We start from the raw sequence: 20,273 nt of genomic DNA, 5'->3' as shown, positions 1-20,273 counted from the left end.
TTGTTATCCTTTCAACAATCGGGCGCAAATCATGAGTAAAGCTGCGTCTGATATTTCTTTAAAGGGTCATTTAATGTAATAAGCAGGAATGCTTTGAATGGAAGCTTTGCTTAGATGGAATCCTTCTTTTGGTGCAGTATCTCCTGACGAGTTTATTCCAATCTCTGAAGAAACGGGACTTATTCTTCCTATTGGGGAATGGGTGCTTAGAGAGGCATGCCGTCAAATCAAAAAATGGGAGAAACAAAAACTTCCAAAAGTAATGGTTTCTGTGAATGTATCGGCAAGGCAGTTCAAGGATAGAAATTTCCCCTTGAAGGTAAGGGGAATTATCAAAGAAGAAAATATTAATCCAAATGATCTCGAAATCGAAATTACAGAAAGTGTTATGTTAGATGTCGAGGGCGCATCACAAATCATACAACGGTTGAAAGAATTGGGCTTAAAAGTTGCAATCGACGATTTTGGGACGGGATATTCATCTTTGAACGTCATGAAAAGTGTCGAAATTGACACCTTAAAGATTGATAAATCTATGATTTACGATGTTTCGGAAAATGATCGCATGCTGTCTATGTTAACTGCTATTATTCGCTTAGGGAAGGACCTTAATACTCAAGTGATCATTGAAGGCGTTGAAACAAAAGAGCAAAGTGAACTACTAAAAGAGTATAGTGTGATTGGACAAGGTTATTTCTATAGCCCTCCACTTTCACCAGAACAAGTGTGGAACAAACAATGGAATAATAGAGTTTCCAAATAACTGTTAAAACATGGTTGAGTAATGAGATTTCACTGTTTCTTCGTTTCATGAAGTTTAGAGATTTAAAACAATAAATTGTATACTTGCACCAAAAGAAAATTTGCAAAATAGATAAAAAGCTTTTTTAGTAGGAGCTGTTCTTGGGTGGGATTTAATGGGTACTTTAGTTCAATAAGTAAATAATTATAATATGGAAATCGCCTAGTTCACAATGAACCAGGCGATTTATTATAAGATAACAAAAGCACGCATTTTCTGCTAATAACGATGTTGACGTATACCTTAACGAATGTGGTGTTAAATCTCCATTTAGCTAACCTTAGCAGTCGATTCATTCTATATTCAACTGCTTTAAAGAAATAACCCGGGTCATTACTTACTTTAGTGAAAACGAAATTCAGATAGGTACAAGTATCACGATATACATAAGAGAAATTCTTATACGTGTAGATTTACGACAAATTAACAGTAAGTTTGAAAAGCAAATAGAAATCCCACTTAGCATGATTTAGAAGCGCTCTTGTTAAGTGGGAAGGAATAGTCTCAGTTTCTGTTTAGAATTTTTTATTATTAATAAGTACTTTTGACTTAATACTTCTAACTTAGAAACCGATAATAATGTAAAACGTCTAGGTATAAACTCCTCTGACAATAGCAAATTCATTGAAAAATGAAGACGCAAAACTACGGACCTAAGGCATTAGCTAAGGCTGCCGAGTTACCGAAAAGGATTGGATAGCTTTTATGAATTTAATCATAGGCATTGATATGATTAGTCCGCCATTCTTTTTGGGGGGCTTTTTTAATTCTCAATTATTAATTTAAAGGGGGGATTTATGACAGTATTATTTAACGTTTGAAGATCTAAAAATAGTTATTTATTAATATTGGAGGGATTGGATGAAGAATTTTAGCCGCTTATTTTTTGCTTTAGTATTCATGATATTGATTTATTTTTCTATTACAACGAACGATGGTCAGGCAATGAGTAATAACCAGTTATCCTTAGATGAGGAGAAATTAGTTGATTGGGTAAAGGTGGATAGTCATGATGCTATATTTGGCATAACATCTAATGGAAATTTACATAAAATTGATTATAGACCTTTAGAGATTTCAAATACAATTTCGATTGGAGAAAATCCTTCAGATATTTATCTTTTTGAGGATACTCTTTATATAGCTTTACCTGAATTATCTATGATAAAAGTTGTGAATCTGTCATCAATGGAAGTAGTTAATACAATTGACACATCTGATAAACCATATAGAGTTGCTGCTAATGGTGAGGAAATTTATTATGCTGTTAATAGTAATTATTCATTATACAATTATAATATAGCCACCGAAGAAGAGACAAAAGTAGTTATTCAAAATGAAAATTACTCATACTTTTCTAGAGCAGAACTTTTTATAGACAATCTGGAAAAAACGTTATACGTTGCTGAGACTGGTTTATCAGGTTCAGACATATATGCTATTTCAACGGAGGATTACTCATTGAAAGATGTAACAACTTTTGATGATGGGTATGGTTTCCCCTATCCTAAAAGGTATTTTGTAGAAGAAAATGAAGAGTTATTTTATGCAGGCCATAAAATGAATAAAAACAATTTAGAAGAAATATTTGGCGTTTATGCTGAAGAATACAATGATATTTCCAATGAATATTCAAAAGTAGCAAACATCGTTACAGTTGATTCTGATTTTGTCTACTCTACTGATACTGTATATGACAAAGATACATTCAGAAAAGTTGGAACTGTCCCTAATTATGTTACGCATATACTGTCGGATGAAAAAGGCCGATTTATGTATAACGCAAATGAAAGTATAATATTTGAAAACGATGAAACCTATTCCGAAGAATTAACAAATCAAACTTTGACAAACAATAAGCTACAGCTCAATCAACAAATTGACGATTGGGTTCTAGAAAAGGATAGTAATCAAATCTATGCTATATCAGCACGTAAAAATGAATTACTGTTTATTGATACGAACACAATGGAAATTAGTGATAGAAAGTTTATAGGATCATTCCCAACTGATATCGATCTTGTAAATGGTAAATTATATATTTCTCTATTTGGCAGTACAAAAGTTGCTATTACTGAACCCAACAGTGATAGTCCAGTAGAGTATATTACAACAAAACAAAATCCATATGAAGTAGAAACTGATGGTAAAAATCTGTATTATACAGTATTGGATCAATGGTTAGATATATACCATATTGATTTATTAACAAGTATGGAAAGAGTACTAGAACCAGATGAAACTACAAATTACAATTATTATGAAACCAGTATTAAATTGGATAAAAATAATGATATCCTATACATAGGTGAATCAGGATTATCCGGTTCAGATCTATATGTATTGAATACCGTAGATGGGAGCCATGTTTCACAAACTGACTATAATGATGGATATGGGTTCAGCTATCCAGGCAGAAGCGTTTTCTTTGATGAAACTGATGTTTATTATGCGGGTCATCGATTGCAAAAAACGAATGTTACCAATGAAAAAGTTGAGCTTTTTGAAAGTAATAAAGATGAGTTTGTTTCCTTGGAAGATAATTATATATTTTCAAGCAAAAAAATATTTGATAAAGAAACAAATGAACTAGTTTATGAATTTCCAAATGGTATTGAGATTAATAAAGCGATTATCGATAGCGATGGAAGTGTTTTCTTATCTGTTTCTGATAATAAAGCTGTATATAAATTTGATTCCATTGAACAACTACAGGAACAAGTTGTAGGTAACTTACAAATACATGAAGGGGAAAACAATGAGTTCCAATTTTCATGGGATGAACTGACCGGTGATGGATATAAATTATATGCTAGACATTCGGACCAGGAGGAATTCCAAGCGATCTCTGAACCAATTATTGATCAACGTTTTACTGCAACAGAAGAATTGGTTAAAAGTTGGTTTGGAAACGACGTAACATTTGGTGTGAAATCGTTGTTTGGTGAAAATGAATCCTCGACAATGGACACTATCTCTAATACATTTAATGTGCCTATTCCTAAAAATATCGGACTAGATTTTGAGGATGCACCTAGTGAATATGAAGGAATGTATGGTGATACATTTTTTGTTATTAGATGGGATTTACATAAACTTATGGATGGTTTTAATGTTTATGTATATTCGGATGATGAGGAAATAAATACAGAATATAAAATTAGAGAAATGCCTAATCAAGAGTTGTTTTTTACAGAAGAAATGTATGGAGCATGGGAAGGTAAAACTGTTAATTTCGAGATCTCCCATGTAGTTAATGGAAATGAATCCGATAGAACAGAAACATTTAGTTATACATTTGAGGCTGAGAGTGATTCTGTCGAAAAAGAGGAACCTACTAGGAATAATACAAATGAAGGTGACTCAAAGGAAAAAGAGGAATCTACTAGTGACGATACAAATAAAGGTGAGCTAGAGGAAACAACTAATTCCAATGGAGATGAATCAAAAGAAGTTGAAGATGAAAAAGAAAAAGAAGAAGAAGGTAATGTAGTGCATAATGAACCAAGTAATCAGACAGAAGAAAATTCTGATGAAGTTGATAATGATGTACAATCAAATGATAGTGGTTCTGATACTAAGCGAAAGGTTGTTAATGCAAAAGCCACAGTACAGGGTGATGTGCTTATAGTCTCTGATAATTACTTCGATGATCTAGAAGATGGTTCAGAACTTGAGATTAATGTAAATGAAAATAATAATGACTTAAACCAAATTTTATTGACAGAAGAACAAATAAGAAAGATGAGAGAAAATAGAAACTTAGTTTCTATTATAAAAAAGACAACAAGTGTTACAATCCCAGCTTCTATTTTTGAAGGAAAAGAATTTGACACTAAAATAATAGTAAATAAACTTGAGTCGAATGATGAAGCAATCAGTGATGTTTTTGACTTCACAATAAGTCAAGGGGATATTAATATTAGCGAATTCTCTGACCCCGTAACATTAAGCTTTAAAGTGAATACATCTAGAATAGAAAACCCTGAAAATGTTAAAATTTATTACTATAATGAAGACGAGGAAATTTGGGAGCTTGTCGGTGGGACATATGAAAATGGTGTTGTAACTGCTCAAACAAGTCACTTTAGTGTTTATTCTGTGTTTGAAAAAAGAGACGAGGAGTCATCAGAAGAAGTTGCCGGAGAAGAAACTCAAAACTCTTCTAATGAAAGTGTAGAAGAGGCAAGTGCAGAAAAAGAAGTTTTTAATCAGAAAGAATATTCCCCATCATCAATTATCTGGGTAATTGTGATAGGAATATTAATAACAACAGGTATTATTGTATTTATTATTCGAAAAAGAAGATTTAGCTAATATATATTTAAGGCGCGCTAACATATGTTAGCGTGCCTTTTAGTTCTGAAACAGGAGTGTAAGCTTTTACTGGCTCTAGTTTAGTTGAAGTAGAATTAAATTTATTTTTTTAAAACCGAACCATCATTTCGTGTGTCTAATATAAAAAGGGGGGGAGAAGATAAAATGAAAAAAATAAGTGTAACTTTTACGTTGCTATTATCAATAATTTTAATCCTTTCAGCGTGTAAGGGGGTAGAACAGGAACAGGAAAGTCAGGGAAGTGAACCAGAAACTAAAACAAAGAATGATGAAGTTGCACAAAAAACAGAAAAACAGAATGATGAAGAAGGTTCGGAATTTCACACAGAAATTCCTTCTATAAAAAAAATAAGTGCAGATGGTTTAAACATAGTATTAGATAATAGTTACCAAGAAATATGTTGGAATGATTGTGATGACGACAGGACATATAATTACCCTGACATTCACTCTGGTGATGTAGAAGTTGGTGACAGCATTTTAATTGACTGGAGAGATATGAAACCAAGCCCTACTGAAATTATCTTAATTCAAGTAAACAGTTCAGGAGAAGAAATTAGTAAAAAAAATATAAACACTGATAGTTCTACGTTAAACATACAAGTTGGAGAAGAAGAAATTGGAAAACAATATGCAATTCAATTCATATGGAAAGACGGAGAACAACTTAAAGGTCATAGTATGTTAAATTATAAGCTGAAATAAAACTATTTCACTAACGGGTGCTAGAGTTGAATAAGGAGTTTGTACGAAAGCTCCTTTTTTAATTGTTCTAAAGCCGCAGTTTTATTTAACTAAGAATTTTTTGACAAGATTTATGATAAAGGATATAATTTTTAGAAAATTTCATATTAAATAGCGTTGATGAGAAAAGTAGTTAAGAAGTGGATATTTACAGAGAGCTCCTGTTTGCTGAAAAGGAGTAGTATTCCTCTTAATGAATAAAGCCTCGGAGCTTCTTACCAATTTAATGAAAATTAGGGATAGTGAGACGGGTTCTTCCGATAGAAAGATAGGGTATGAATGTACCTGAAGAGGTTGATTTGGTGACATATCAACAAACTGAGGTGGTACCACGAAGTTATAACTCTCGTCCTCAAGAATTATTTCTTGGAGGTGAGAGTTTTTTTATTGTATTACTTTACATTTTTAATATTAAAATTCAGAGAGGGGAAATCAAATGAATCCTTTGTTGTTAGATGTTCCTTTACAATTAGAAACAGACAGACTAATACTTCGAGCACCACTTCAAACAGGAGACGGTAAAATTGTAAACCAAGCAATTAGAGAATCCTTTTTTGAATTAAAAGCGTGGTTGCCATTTGCTCAAGAACTTCCTACTGTTGAAGAAACAGAGATAAATTTAAGAAATGCTCACATAAATTTCTTAAAGAGAGAAAGTTTTCGTTTTCTTATATTTGATAAAGAAAGCAATGACTTTATTGGAACAACAAGCATTCAGGGAGGGATTGACTGGGACATTCCTAAATGTGAAATTGGGTACTGGATAAATACAAAGTTTAGCGGTAATGGATATATGACAGAAGCAGTAGAGAAATTAGCAAACTTTGGGTTAAATAATATCAAATTTAGAAGAATTGAAATAAGGTGTGAATCAACCAATCTTAAAAGTCGTGCTATCCCTGAAAAACTTGGGTTTGTATTAGAAGGCACTTTAAGAAATGATGATTTGTCCGCAGATGGTAGCAGGCTGACTGACACTTGTTTTTATTCCATAATAAAGTAACATTGTGAACATTTACACTTTAAGTAACAGGTGCAATAGTTTAACAAGGGATCGTCGAATATGGCGATCCTATTCTTATTTGAAGAATTATTGGAATTTTATGTTAGAATAAGTACGTGAATTAATGTACTTAAACTAACGCAGCAGTTTAGTTGAACAAGGGGGGGTATTAAGTGATTAAAAAGAGGCTGATGTTATTTCTGTTAATCGGATTATACCTGACTGGATGCTCAAATTTATATTCTCCTAGCTCAAAGGCGTACTATGTAGGGGAAAGTGAAAACTGGAAGATTGTTTATGATAGAGATAAACACTTAGTTATTGAATACATCGGTGATGAGCCAATCCCTCAAGAAAAAATAGAGATATCCAGGAAATATAAGGAGATGAAATTTACCAAGTCGTTCCCTCTATCCGAAAAAGGAAAACAGACCATTGGTTTCCAGCTTAGTGAAGAACCAACCAGCTATGAAATTACTATCCATTGGGAAGAACATACCGAAAGTTTGAACTTAAAAGAAATGTAAGTAAAGTAATTCACCCTTTGTTCTTCCACTAGCGGGTGCGATTGCGAAATAAGGCAGTCACTATTTCACTAACGCAGCAGATTAGTTGAATGAAAAATTAGGAATGGAGCGATAAATCTGAGGTATATAACTGTACTTATAGTCTTTTGTTTTACAATATTATTTGCTTATGATTACTTTCCAAGTATTTCACAAGTAGTAGAAATACCAAAGTCGGTACTTATTTTTCTCGTAATTGGCTTGGTATTAGCCAGCATATACTGTAGCAGGGGCAGAAACTTTGACAATAAAGATACTTTAAAGTGGCAGGTATTCATTACTGGTTATATATTTTTCTTAATGGGATTGTTTACATTCTTAGGTGGGGAGTCGGCTACTGGAATATCATTTAGAAATGGCTTCTTTTGGCTTGTCCTACTAATATCTCTTGTTGAAATGTTTTCTAAATGGAGGAAGGTTAAGAGTTCACAACAAGTGTTATGTAAAGATTCCTAAAAAATTTTATACTAAAGTAACTGGTGCTTAAGTTGAATAAGATAATGAACTCAGGGTGAGGAAGTATGTAAATAGAAATATTATCAGAGAGAACACCTTCGCTTTTTATGAAGCGTTTATAATACAGTTAAATGATAAAATCTCGACGGTTATATATTTAAAAATATAAGAGGTGGTTTGATGAGATGTAACTACCCAATAATGAATATTATGAGCACCAGGGACCTGGAGTTATTGTTCTGTTAAGGTTTATTTCTAGTTAACATAATATATATTATAGGAAGCTGTAGCAGTTTTAATGAATTACATCTCAATATCCAAGTATACTATTGATATTGAGATGTAATAGAAAAAATCACGCTATAAATTTATAACGTGATTTCGTGATTATTTTTCTCCAACATATCTAGCTGCTGGCCTAAAAATTGTATTATTGTTTGCTTGTTCCGTTGCGTGTGCACACCAACCAACAACTCTGCTTGAACTAAAGATTGCTGTAAATAATGTTGAATCTAACTCCAGTGATTTCATAATTGCTGCAGCATAATATTCTACGTTTGTATATAGTTTCTGATTTGGTTTATATGTGTTCAGTATTCTTATTGTTTCTTGTTCCGTTTTTAATGCTAAATCAATCCAATCAGGAATATCAGCCAACTCGAGTATTTTATCTTTTAGAGCTTCTGCACGTGGATCAAACGTTTTATACACTCTATGGCCAAATCCCATAATTCTTTCATTATTATTTAGTTTTTTGTGAATTACTTCACCTATTTTATTTTCGTTACCTATTTCATCAAGTAATTCTATAACTCCAGATGGTGCGCCGCCATGTAATGGTCCTTTCATAGTTCCTAAAGCACTTGTTACCGCAGCAGTCAGATCACTTTGTGTGGAAACAGTTACTCTTGCGGAAAATGTCGATGCATTCATACCATGTTCCATAGTCATAATCATATACGCCTCGAGCATCTTAACGTCCGATTTATTTACATTGCCAACAAGCATATAAAGAAAGTTTTCAACATGAGTTAGGTTCAAATCAGGTTCAATTACTTTCATAGAACTTAATCTCCGATAACGGTAAGCGATTATTGTTGGCATGATCGCTATAAGCTGGATAGCATCAGTATTACTAGATAATGAAGATATTGCAGTTCTCAGAACATCCATTATAGATAAATGTTTTGGTATGTTATCTATTATTTCTTTGACATGGCCAGGCAATTTGCGCTTGTTCTTTAACTTTGAATTAAATACAGCGAGTGCTTGATTAGATGGTAATTCCCCGTACAGCAAAAAGTATGCAACTTCTTCAAATGTGTTATTTTTTACAAGGTTTTGAATGGGTGTCCCTCGATAAATCAATCTTCCATTTTTGCCATCTATATTACTTAACTTCGTTTCCGTAACAATTACTCCTTTTAATCCTGGCTGGTACATTATACGCTCCCCCTTCCCTCTCATTGATATTTCAATTATATATTAATTCAATCATTATTAAAATTTAAATAATTTTAGTATAATAATAAATATATTTTATTAATGGGGTGCTACTTATCGATACACGAACATTAAAAACCTTCATTTTGGCTGCAGAACATGAGAATTATAGGATTGTTTCGGAAAAACTGTTTATTACTCAGCCAGCAGTTAGTTCTCAAATAAGGCAATTGGAAAAAGAAATCGGTGGTAAACTGTTCGATAAACGTGGGAGGCATATAAAATTAACTGAGTTAGGTCGTTTATTTCACAAAGAAGCAAAGGAAATTGTTGCACAAAGTGAAAGAAGTTTAAGTCAAATCAGCAAATTCCAGCAAGGATTTAATAAAACAATACGTATTGCTATTTCCCCTTTACTCGCAGATACAATTCTGCCAAGTACATTAAGAGAGTATAAAAAGCAGTATCCACATGTTGAATTATCGATAAAAGTATTGGAATCAAAGGAAATAGCGGCTGTAGTAGAAGATGGGAGTGTCGATGTTGGATTGTCCTGTTTACCTGGAGATCCAAACGTGAAATGCTTAAAATTTCACGAGGAGTCTGTTGTTCTTGTATGTAATCATGACGGCTATGATGCGGAGTCTGGTCCTATTGTTGATGCAAAGGATCTTCTTGAAAATAATATTATATTAACAGATAATCATCCATCCTATTGGAATTTTCTAAAGGAGCAATTGAAAGCCACACTATCTTCATACCAATTTATGAGCGTCACACACTCCTATATAGCAAAACGTTTTATTTTGGAAGGTATTGGTGTTAGTTTTCTTCCAAAATCCATTATAAATCGTGAAATAATCGAAGGCAGATTAATAGAAATTCCCGTTTCTTTTATGGAGTTGCCAACAGCAAGTATGTATATAATTTACAAATATGAACATGAAATTGAAACTGACTTTGTAAAATTTATATCTAATTTTCATTTAAGTTAAAAAAGAAGCAACCAAATTGGCTGCTTCTGATTGGTAAAGAAACTAATTATTCGATTTCAACCTTAGGTAAAGGTTTTTTTGCTGGACCCTCTATAACTTCACCAGTATATGAAAATCTTGATCCATGACAGGGGCAATCCCACGTTCGATCCCCAGAATTCCACTCTACTTCACATTTCATGTGGGTACATGTAGTATCTAAAGCATAAAGATTCTTTTCATTATCTTTGTAAACTCCGGTTCTTTGTCCATTAATTCGTGTAACAGTAGCATTATCGGGGGATAGATCATCTAAATTATCATCTCTTCTATCCATTTTCCCTTTTGCCATATGTTTTGCTACATCGGCGTTAATTCCTGTGAACTGGCGCAATGCAGGATCAGCTTGAAAACGCGAAGGTGTATATAATTCTTTGTAAAGTGTATCTTCTTGAAGAATCATATCGGTTATCATTTTTGCTGCCAGCGTACCATTTGTCATGCCCCATTTACGAAAACCGGTTGCAACAAAAACAGATTGTTGTGCCTTTGTAATGGGGCCTATATATGGAACATTATCCAATGTTATTAAATCTTGTGCTGACCATCGATTTACAAACTCTGAAATCCCAAAATTATTTTCGGCATATTCTTGTAATACATTATAATGATGCATTGTTGATTTGCCTTGACCTGCTTTATGGTTTTCTCCACTTATCAGCCACAGATCATCCTCTGCAACACGAATTGATCTTGTTGGTTCTTCTGCATTTATATACATTCCACCAGGAAATTTTTTATTAGACTTCCCTGCAACTACATAGGATCTATCAGCATACATTCGTGTTGGATAAAACCCTTGTCCATCATAAAATGGATAATGAGACGCCTCAATAACATAACGACATGTAATACGATTTCCATCTTTCAATATAATTGAAGGGTGTTTGTTATATTCAATATCTGCTGCAGTAGTATTTTCATAAATTTCAAGCCCATTTTCAACACTGTCTTTCAGCAATGCCTTAAGGTATTTCAATGGATGAAACTGTGCCTGTCGCTTCATTAATAATGCCGATTTCATAGGTACATCAAGTGGCATGTTTTTAACTAGTTCACTGGGTATTTCCAATTGGTCATAGGCTTTCTTTTCGTTCTCCAATTTGGATATGTAGGAATCATCATTCGTGAATACATACGCATCCTCTTCCTTGAGATTACAATCTATTTTGTGTTCTGTAACGATGTCGCTAATAAGCTTTTTTGCTTCGGTTGCACCCTTGTAATATAATGAAGCTTTTTTGGAACCGAAGTGCTCGATTAGTTCATTATATATTAACCCATGTTGAGCAGTGATTTTGGCCGTGGTATGGCCTGTTGTACCATTGAGTATTTTACTGGCATCAATTAAGACAACTTGTACGCCTTCCCTTGCCAGTAAATACGCAGTTGTAATTCCTGTTATACCGCCACCTACAATACCAACATCAGTTTTGATCGATTTATCCAGTGACGGGTATGAAGGTAATTGTACAGAATCCCGCCAGTATGGCTCTGGATTTTGAGGTAATTTCATGTTGTGTGACATCTACCTTAACTCCTTTATCTTGTCGACTATAAGCTCAACTTTATTTTTATCAGTAATACGATAATTATACATTAATGCTCGGGATAGTTAGAAAAGTGGCTTATAATCATGCCTTAGTTGCACTTATGCATAAGAAAATTTCTTTTCTTAAATAACAAAAAAGAACTGAAGTCTCTCAGTTCTTTTTTGTCCACTATTATTTTACTTTATTTTTATATTGAGATCTTGAGCGGTATTGTTGTGGTGACCTCGCTGGGTATGTTACAGGAATAGTATAAAAATGAACTAATCTAGTAAACGGTATTGATGCAAATAACCCGAAAGCTGTCAAAGTGTGTAACTTAAAGATGAACGGGATATTTCCCATTAGGTGGTACTGTGGATTCAAAATAAATAAACTTCTGAACCAAGGTCCAATAGATGTTCGATAATCAAACTCCTGAGGTGTTACATCTTGAAAAACGGTCATATATGTTCCAATAGCTGAAACAATTAGAAGCGCTATTACCGAATAGAAGTCTGCAAACGTTGCATGAATCCTGACTGGATCAATAGTCATTTTTCGAATCAGCAAGATAATCAGTCCTGCGACTACCATTATACCTGCAAGAGATCCCCCATATACTGCTCCAATATGGTACAAATGATCTGATACTCCTATTGCCTGATAAAAATCCATTGGGATAACGATTCCCATGACATGTCCGAAAAACGCAAAAATAATCCCAAAGTGAAACAAGGGTGAACCAATCCGAAGCCATCTTTTTTCAAAGAATTCCGTTGATGGTGCTGCCCATGTCAATTGTCGAAATGCAAAGCGATTTAATAAACCAACTATCATAATAACTATGGTTATATATGGGAAAATCACCCACCAGAAAATTTCACTCACACATTATCCCTCCTTTGCTGTGATTTTGATTACTTGTACATGATAGGGTATGGTAATTCTTCCAGATCCGCGTCTTCTCTTTCAAATTCCAATTTGGCAATTTCTTCTTTTGTTGGTTCAGGGAACACATTTTTTCTTAAGATGTACAATATATTGTAATAAGGATTATCAAGCGGAAGACTGCTGATGATTCGCTTTAATGCAACAGCGAGACGTCTAACCAGTCGATCATTGTCCTGACTGTCTGGAGCGACAGCCAGGAACTCAAACAACATTGGAATGTAATCAGCTAGTTCGTCATCTACTCTTTCAAATCCTGCATCACTGATAATTTTTTGCAGCCTAATAAATGCTGCACCTCGTTTACTGCTATCACCTAATTCGTGAGCAGTTAGATATAAGCCATGTTTAGCTTTTAAGTCAAATGTTGATACATACAACTTTTTAAGCTCTTCTGGTGATAATCGGTGAATTGACTTTAATGCCTTGTTCAGTTCTTTCTTTAATTCTGGTGACGTTATATTATCGTTAATACAGTCTTTTATATCTATCTGTTCATTAATGAAATTATCGTCAGGATAGGCTAACAAACGGGAACCAATAACAAGTATGGTACGTTCCTGTTCTTCCATATGCTTATCTACCCTTTCCAAATGCTGTTGTTACTACACCCTCTGGTGGTGCTAAATCTTCTAAACTGCAAGCACCCTGCTCATAGTAAAGTTTGTCTTCGCCATCCATTTCTCTTCGCCCAGTTGGAATGACAAATCTTTCATTATACTTTGCAATACCTAGTAAACGTGCCATATCCTCAACCTCTTCAGGATTCGTGTCTGCTTCATTTAATAATTCGCTTTGTCTGAATTCATCGATACCACCTACTGTTTTACCTCGCATATGAACTCGCATAGCTATTAATTTAAGAAGTACTTTACGGATAACTTTGGTGTCATCGGCCGCAAGTATGGAAGCTAGGTATTGAACCGGGATACGCATCTGATCAACAGCAGGAATATACCCGTCAGTGTCCAATTCGTCTTCATTTGTAATATGATTCATAATTGGACTTAGCGGTGGTACGTACCAAACCATTGGTAATGTACGGTATTCCGGATGTAACGGTAACGCAATTTTCCACTTTATTGCCATTTTGTATACAGGAGAATTTTGTGCCCCATCAATCCACTCATCATTAATTCCAGCTTTTCTCGCTTCCTCAATAACTTCTGGATCAAATGGATCCAAAAATACAGAAAGCTGTGCTTCATAAAGATCTTGTGGATCTTCAACAGATGCAGCATCTTTTACTTTATCCGCATCATACAAAACTACGCCAATATAGCGAATTCTTCCAACACATGTTTCAGAACAAATGGTTGGCATTCCTGCTTCAGTTCTTGGATAGCAGAAGTTACATTTTTCAGCTTTATGTGTGTTCCAGTTATAATAAACTTTGTGATATGGGCAGCCACTCATACAAAAGCGCCATCCACGACATGCTTCCTGATCGACCAGGACAATTCCATCTTCATCACGTTTATATAGTGCACCTGAAGGACATGACGCAACACATGATGGATTCAAACAATGTTCACAGATTCTAGGTAAATACATCATAAATGTTTTCTCGTATTGCATTGAAATATGCTCTTGCAGTTTTTCAACTGTTGGATCCGTCGATACAATCTCAGTTCCTCCTGCAAGGTCATCATCCCAGTTGGGTCCCCATTCCGGTTTGTCAATGAACTCTCCTGTTATCTGGGATTGCGGTCTGGCAACAGGCAGATTTTCACCTTTGGGACTATTAATCAGGTTTTGATAATCATATGTCCATGGCTCGTAATAATCTTCCATAGTAGCCATATCAGGATTGTAAAAGATGTTCATAAGTTTGGATATAGGGCCACCTGCTTTAAGCTGCAGCTTCCCGTTTTTTAGAACCCAACCACCTTTATAGTGATCGGAATCCTCCCATTTTTTAGGATAACCAGGTCCGGGACGTGTTTCCACATTGTTAAACCACATATATTCTGTTCCGGGACGATTTGTCCAAGTATTTTTACATGTAACTGAACAAGTATGGCAACCAATACATTTATCCAAGTGCATAACCATTGCTACCTGTGCCTTAATTCTCAAGCCAATCAACCTCCTTAAGTGCTCTAATAACTGCAATTGTATCTCTCTGATGTCCCGTTGGGCCGTAATAATTGAACCCATAACTCAATTGTGAATAACCGCCAATCATATGTGTTGGTTTCAGTGTTATACGCGTAACACTGTTATGAGTTCCGCCACGTTTTTTGCTGATCGAAGTTGCTGGGACACCCATTGTACGGTCCTGCGCATGATACATGTAGGCCATACCTCTGGGGATACGATACGTGAGAACAACTCTTGCAGCAATTGCACCATTTCGATTATAAACCTCAACAAAATCATTATCATTTAGATCAATCGATGCGCCATCTTCTTCGTTCATCCAAATCGTCTGCCAGCCTCTGAACAATGTTGACATATGCGTGGTATCTGTAAACATTGTGTGAATTCCCCATTTTTGGTGTGGTGTCAGATATCTGACAGTAATCGATTTCCCATTTTCTTCAACGCCTTTCTCGCTCTTCAGAAACGGACCGTAATTTAACGGTGGCAAATATAATGGTAACCCTTCACCAAAGTCGAGCATCATTTCATGATCCATATAAAAGCTTTGCCGCCCTGTCAGCGTACGCCATGGAATGTTATATTCCGTATTAACAGTAAATGGAGAATAACGTCGATGGTCTTTTTCAAGTCCGCTCCAAACAGGTGTTGAGATAGCGGTACGTGGCTGAATACTTAAATCATATAATGTATGATCTTCTTCCTCACGTGCTCGGGAAATATCACCAAGCTTCTGTCCTGTTTTGGCCTCGAGTGATTTCCATCCTGCAACTGCCCGTTTACCATTTGTTGCGCCAGACATAAGCAGAATTGCATTAATTGCTTGTTTGTCAGTATATAAGTCTGGATTACCTTTTCCGATGCCTTCACGTCTTGACTTGCCAAGTCGTGAACCAAGTTCTTCATAAACCTCTTCCCCTGGAATTGTAACACCCTTACCACCGTAACCATTTTTAATCAACGGACCGATAGTGGTCAGTTTTCGGAAAACATTTGGATAGTCACGTGTAACAACTTTCATGTTCGGCATTGTTTTTCCAGGAATTGCCTCTACTTCTCCTTTTCGCCAATCCTTCACCTTGCCAAATGGCTGAGAAATCTCACTTTTTGAGTCGTGTGCAAGAGGCGAAGTGTGTAATTCCTCTGTAGCTGGAAGATGTTCTTCCGCAAGTTCTGAGAAAACTTTACTGATTTCCCGGAATGTGTTCCAATCGCTTTTAGCTTCCCAAGGTGGTGAAATAGCAGCATTGAAAGGGTGTACAAACGGATGCATGTCGGTACTGCTAATATCAAATTTCTCATACCAGGTTGCAGCCGGCAACACAATATCTGAAAAGAGACCTGAACTTGTCATACGGAAATCGACACTGACTAATAGATCAGCTTTACCGGTAGGTGCTTCACCATCAGTTTTTACGTCTGAAGGCTGCCAAGAATTTTCGGGTTCTGCAAGCACCTGATTATCTCCCCCAACTAAGTGCTTAACAAAGAATTCGTGGCCTTTTCCACTATCTCCCAACAGGTTGGATCGCCAATTAAAAAATACTCTAGGGAAGTTTCTCGGATCATCCGGATTTTCAATTGCCCACTCAAGCTTGTCATCCTTCAGTTGACTTACAACATCATCAATTATCTCTTGTTCGGATTGTGCTCCTCTTTCCCGGATCTCTTTCACAATATCAATTGAATTCTTTGTAAATTGCGGATATGACGGTAACCAGCCTAGTCTTGCTGATAGAGCATTTATATCTGCAGGGTGGATTGAATCGTATTTGTTTCCCCAGTCGGTTTCTTCTTCCTCATCAGGCACAGTTTCATATCTAAACTGATCCGTTTGAAAGTAAAAATAAGAAGTTCCGTTCTGCAGACGTGGTGCTTTTTCCCAGTCATTTGCAAAAGCTACTTGTTGCCACCCCTCTTGAGGTCTTACTTTCTCCTGGCCAACATAATGTGCCCAGCCTCCGCCGTTTACGCCCTGTGAGCCTGTAAGCAGCACAAGGTTAAGGATACTTCTGTATATTTGATCACTATGGTACCAGTGATTTGTTCCGCCACCCATTGCTATCATAGATTTTCCTTTTGTGCGTTCAGCGTTGTCTGCAAACTCCTTTGCAACTTTAATAACGTGGGTTTTATTAACTCCTGTTATGCTCTCTTGCCATGCTGGTGTATAAGGTTTTGGATCATCATAATCTGTCGGATAATCACCAGGTAAATTACGATTGACCCCAGTATGTGCCATCATTAAGTCATAGACAGTAGTTACTTTAAGTGTTTCACCATTATTGTTCTGAATAGTCTTAACTGGTACTCCGCGTTCCACAATATTGCCATTCTTCTCTGCAAAATACGGGAACTGCACCATTGCTGTTTCATCTGGGTTGTCAATAAAGCTTAATAATGGATCGATAGAACTTCCATCTTCTTTTTCCAGTTCCAGGTTCCATTTATTGTCGTCATCCCAACGGAATCCCATGCTACCATTTGGTGTTTCTAAATTACCCGTAGTTTCGTCCCATACCGTTGTTTTCCACTCACTTAACTTGTGATCACCGTTCAGGTCTGATGCCCGAAGGAAACGGTTACTGCGGTAGGATCCATTTTCTTCATTCAATGTCACCAAAAATGGCAAGTCAGTAAATTTCTTTGCATACGAAGTAAAGTATGGTGTTTCTTTGTTTACATAGAACTCTTTTAAAATAACGTGGGTCATGGCCATAGCTAAAGCACCATCAGTTCCTGCCCGAGCAGGAAGCCATATGTCAGCAAACTTTTCATATTCAGCATAGTCGGGACTGACTCCAACAACTTTGGTGCCATTATACCTTGCTTCCACCATAAAGTGTGCGTCAGGTGTACGGGTTTGAGGTAAATTAGTTCCCCAGATAATGAAATATTTGGAGTTATACCAGTCGGCACTTTCCGGGACATCAGTCTGTTCTCCCCATACTTGAGGTGATGCTGGTGGTAAATCAGCATACCAATCATAAAAACTTAATATAGTACCACCAAGTAATGATAAAAAGCGGGTTCCTGCAGAATAACTGACCATAGACATGGCTGGAATTGGACTGAATCCTGCAATCCGATCTGGCCCGTAATTTTTAATTGTATGGATACTTGAACTAGCAATAATCTCGCACATATCTCTCCATGATGCTCGGACAAATCCTCCCTTGCCTCGAGCACTGACATACTTTGCTCGTTTTTCAGGATTTTCTGTAATATTCTCCCAAGCTTTTACTGGATCACCAGCTTGTTCTCGCTCTTGTTTCCATAATTCATATAAGTCACTGCGTATGTATGGATACTTAACACGAATAGGGCTGTATGTATACCAAGAAAAACTTGCACCCCTAGGACAGCCTCTTGGTTCATACTCCGGAAAATCATCTCCGGTACTTGGATAGTCCGTCTGCTGTGTCTCGGATGTAATAATTCCATCTTTAACATAAATCTTCCAGCTGCATGAACCGGTACAGTTTACCCCATGGGTTGATCTGACTATCTTGTCATGCTGCCAGCGTCTCCGATATATATCTTCAGAATCACGCGGACGAGGACTTTCCTCGGTGAAATCATCATTAATTTTTTCACCATGACGGATATGTTTAAGTGTTTCTAACAGTTTATTACTGCTCCTCATCTATTTTCACCTTCTTCATTTAATGATTGGATAGGATTAAACCGTTCGCCAAGAATTTTAAAACTGCCTGCACCTTCTTTTAATTCTTCAAGAAATATCTTTAGGCTTGGAACGTTTGAAGAAACCACTATTAAACGTTCTAAGGTGTTGTATTCCTCAATCGCATATATTTCTTCAATCACTTTTGGGGGTATTTCCCCAAATCGCATCTTAAGTATTGCTATTAGGTCTTCTCTATCCTGGACATAACTAGCACCGTCTTCAAACAACATCTAAATCCCCCTATTTTTGCTGGAGTTATTACATCTTCATCATTTTAAAATAATCTGCTATCATAACTTCTTTACAAGCTTCTCCAAGTTCTTTGGAAAAGTCTGTCATTTCCTCACCCATTCTTTCAACTGCTTCATGTGAAAAATACTTCGATTTTTGGTGTGCGAAGCCATCTCCATAATAAAAAATGAGTTGGTATTGCTTCGAATCTTTAATGACGTGTGCTTGGATATCATAAGGATGTATATTATAATGTTTTTCCACTTCTTCCATTAGAAAGCTGTACAGATCCGGCAAAGCGACTCTTAAAAATTGTTCCTGCTCTGTCTGTAATCGTTCTGATTCCATATCAACTCACCTCCAGTAATTTTTTTAATATATGATTAGTGTTCTGGTAGTACTTCCATTTCTTTTTGGTTATGAAGCTCATCTACTATAATTAACGATTGGAATTTTTGGACAACTCCATCATTGATGCCGTCGTCTTTTAGAGTGGATTTAATTTCCTTAATTAATATCCTTAACAAATTATGATCTCTGGTTAATGCAACAATATCCTCATTTAGATCGGGATTTTCTTCAACTAATTCTTTATATAATCCTTCTTCTTCAGCTTCAGCATGTCGAAGTGTTCTAGTTTCCCATTGTTCGACAATTACATAAGCTAGTTCCAACGCTTTTTCGGTATGATTATCTCTAACTAGCTTATCGAGGAAATTCGTCAATTCAATTGCCTCATTTAGTGCTGCTTCATGAATAGCTTTGTGACTATCGACATGTTTTAATGCAGGACCTGACATAAAATGATCACCTCTTTGAGTGTACTATTTTTATTAATTGTTTATAATAATTAAGATAGAAACTTATTCCATCTAGTAGATTCAGCATATCATGTATCATTTTATGGAACAATTAATTATATTGAATATTTAAATTTAAGTGACAATTATCACATAAATAGATTCAAGTGAAACCCATATACTTTATCATCGAGTTATTAGTTTAATTAGCATATTTTGCGGTAATATACTATTAGGTTGTTATGCATTGTAAAAAATATGCAATAAAGTAATATTATTCTAGGGAGTGATTACATGCTTCTACATGTAACTGTAAGCGGGCGAGTACAGGGAGTTGGTTTCAGGTACACCACTCAGCAAAAAGCAAAAGAACATGGTTTAACCGGATGGGTCCAAAATCAATCTAATGGTACTGTTGAATTGGAAGTTGAAGGTGAGGAGACAAGTGTAAATTCATTTTTAATAGAGCTGGAAAGTGGGTTTAATCAGTTCATTCGTGTTGATGATATAACAGTGGAGAAAATAGAGGAGCATAAGGGTTATAATAATTTTTCGATAAAATAAAAGCCGCCCTCTTATGAGTAG

Annotated in this window: 16 protein-coding genes, 1 riboswitch and 1 other annotated feature; of the genes, 7 read left to right on the top strand and 9 right to left on the bottom strand. The window is 35.6% G+C overall.

Annotated features, from left to right (window positions below):
* Window positions 1-97: 97 nt before the first annotated feature.
* The 5 genes from BLS02_RS09605 to BLS02_RS09585 all read left to right on the top strand — a co-directional run bounded on the left by BLS02_RS09605 (window position 98) and on the right by BLS02_RS09585 (window position 7,414).
* Window positions 98-763 (top strand): EAL domain-containing protein, encoded by a 666-nt coding sequence (locus BLS02_RS09605; RefSeq protein ID WP_092492788.1) that lies wholly within the window; start codon window positions 98-100, stop codon window positions 761-763.
* 643 nt (window positions 764-1,406) lie between these two features.
* Window positions 1,407-1,489: riboswitch (cyclic di-GMP riboswitch) on the top strand.
* A gap of 174 nt (window positions 1,490-1,663) precedes the next feature.
* The gene (locus BLS02_RS09600) at window positions 1,664-5,119 is read left to right on the top strand and encodes a YncE family protein (protein ID WP_092492787.1); all 3,456 of its coding nucleotides are present in this window, start codon (window positions 1,664-1,666) and stop codon (window positions 5,117-5,119) included.
* A 165-nt stretch (window positions 5,120-5,284) separates the two neighbouring features.
* Entirely contained in the window at window positions 5,285-5,845 is a 561-nt protein-coding gene (locus tag BLS02_RS09595; RefSeq protein WP_092492786.1) for a hypothetical protein, read from the top strand.
* Window positions 5,846-5,992: 147 nt separating this feature from the next.
* Window positions 5,993-6,241, top strand: a binding site (T-box leader).
* Window positions 6,242-6,320: 79 nt separating this feature from the next.
* The gene (locus BLS02_RS09590; protein ID WP_092492785.1) at window positions 6,321-6,887 is read left to right on the top strand and encodes a GNAT family N-acetyltransferase; all 567 of its coding nucleotides are present in this window, start codon (window positions 6,321-6,323) and stop codon (window positions 6,885-6,887) included.
* Between the two features lie 173 nt (window positions 6,888-7,060).
* Window positions 7,061-7,414, top strand: coding sequence for a hypothetical protein (locus BLS02_RS09585; RefSeq protein WP_092492784.1), 354 nt, complete (start codon window positions 7,061-7,063; stop codon window positions 7,412-7,414).
* 882 nt (window positions 7,415-8,296) lie between these two features.
* Here the strand turns inward: BLS02_RS09585 and BLS02_RS09575 are convergent.
* A complete protein-coding gene (locus BLS02_RS09575; RefSeq protein ID WP_092492782.1) occupies window positions 8,297-9,352 on the bottom strand; it encodes a citrate/2-methylcitrate synthase in 1,056 nt (351 codons plus the stop codon).
* Window positions 9,353-9,459: 107 nt separating this feature from the next.
* On the opposite strand from BLS02_RS09575, the gene BLS02_RS09570 reads away from it, so the two are divergent.
* Complete coding sequence (locus BLS02_RS09570) at window positions 9,460-10,347, top strand: LysR family transcriptional regulator (RefSeq protein WP_092492781.1); 888 nt, start codon at window positions 9,460-9,462, stop codon at window positions 10,345-10,347.
* 46 nt (window positions 10,348-10,393) lie between these two features.
* Here BLS02_RS09570 and BLS02_RS09565 read toward each other — a convergent pair whose 3' ends face one another.
* From BLS02_RS09565 to BLS02_RS09530, 8 genes are all read right to left on the bottom strand, one after another.
* On the bottom strand, window positions 10,394-11,914 hold the full coding sequence (locus tag BLS02_RS09565) for an FAD-dependent oxidoreductase (protein ID WP_092492780.1): 1,521 nt from the start codon (window positions 11,912-11,914) through the stop codon (window positions 10,394-10,396).
* A gap of 196 nt (window positions 11,915-12,110) precedes the next feature.
* Complete coding sequence (gene narI / locus BLS02_RS09560) at window positions 12,111-12,806, bottom strand: respiratory nitrate reductase subunit gamma (protein ID WP_092492779.1); 696 nt, start codon at window positions 12,804-12,806, stop codon at window positions 12,111-12,113.
* 29 nt (window positions 12,807-12,835) lie between these two features.
* Window positions 12,836-13,438: a nitrate reductase molybdenum cofactor assembly chaperone gene (gene narJ, locus BLS02_RS09555; RefSeq protein WP_092492778.1), complete on the bottom strand. Its 603-nt coding sequence runs from the start codon at window positions 13,436-13,438 to the stop codon at window positions 12,836-12,838.
* Window positions 13,439-13,442: 4 nt separating this feature from the next.
* Complete coding sequence (gene narH / locus BLS02_RS09550; RefSeq protein ID WP_092492777.1) at window positions 13,443-14,945, bottom strand: nitrate reductase subunit beta; 1,503 nt, start codon at window positions 14,943-14,945, stop codon at window positions 13,443-13,445.
* Window positions 14,935-18,615, bottom strand: a complete 3,681-nt coding sequence (locus tag BLS02_RS09545) for a nitrate reductase subunit alpha (RefSeq protein ID WP_092492776.1) — start codon at window positions 18,613-18,615, stop codon at window positions 14,935-14,937. Before BLS02_RS09545 ends, narH begins: the two co-directional genes overlap by 11 nt.
* The gene (locus BLS02_RS09540; protein ID WP_092492775.1) at window positions 18,612-18,887 is read right to left on the bottom strand and encodes a hypothetical protein; all 276 of its coding nucleotides are present in this window, start codon (window positions 18,885-18,887) and stop codon (window positions 18,612-18,614) included. The genes BLS02_RS09545 and BLS02_RS09540 overlap by 4 nt, the downstream gene beginning before the upstream one ends.
* 28 nt (window positions 18,888-18,915) lie before the next feature.
* On the bottom strand, window positions 18,916-19,236 hold the full coding sequence (locus BLS02_RS09535; protein WP_092492774.1) for a hypothetical protein: 321 nt from the start codon (window positions 19,234-19,236) through the stop codon (window positions 18,916-18,918).
* 35 nt (window positions 19,237-19,271) lie between these two features.
* Entirely contained in the window at window positions 19,272-19,688 is a 417-nt protein-coding gene (locus tag BLS02_RS09530; protein WP_092492773.1) for a hemerythrin domain-containing protein, read from the bottom strand.
* A gap of 294 nt (window positions 19,689-19,982) precedes the next feature.
* Here BLS02_RS09530 and BLS02_RS09525 point away from each other — a divergent pair, with 294 nt between their 5' ends.
* Window positions 19,983-20,252, top strand: coding sequence for an acylphosphatase (locus tag BLS02_RS09525; protein ID WP_092492772.1), 270 nt, complete (start codon window positions 19,983-19,985; stop codon window positions 20,250-20,252).
* Window positions 20,253-20,273: the final 21 nt, after the last annotated feature.

The organism is Virgibacillus salinus (genome assembly GCF_900102415.1).
Lineage (GTDB): Bacteria > Bacillota > Bacilli > Bacillales > Amphibacillaceae > Lentibacillus > Lentibacillus subterraneus.
This window is presented reverse-complemented; position numbering and strand designations above follow the sequence as displayed.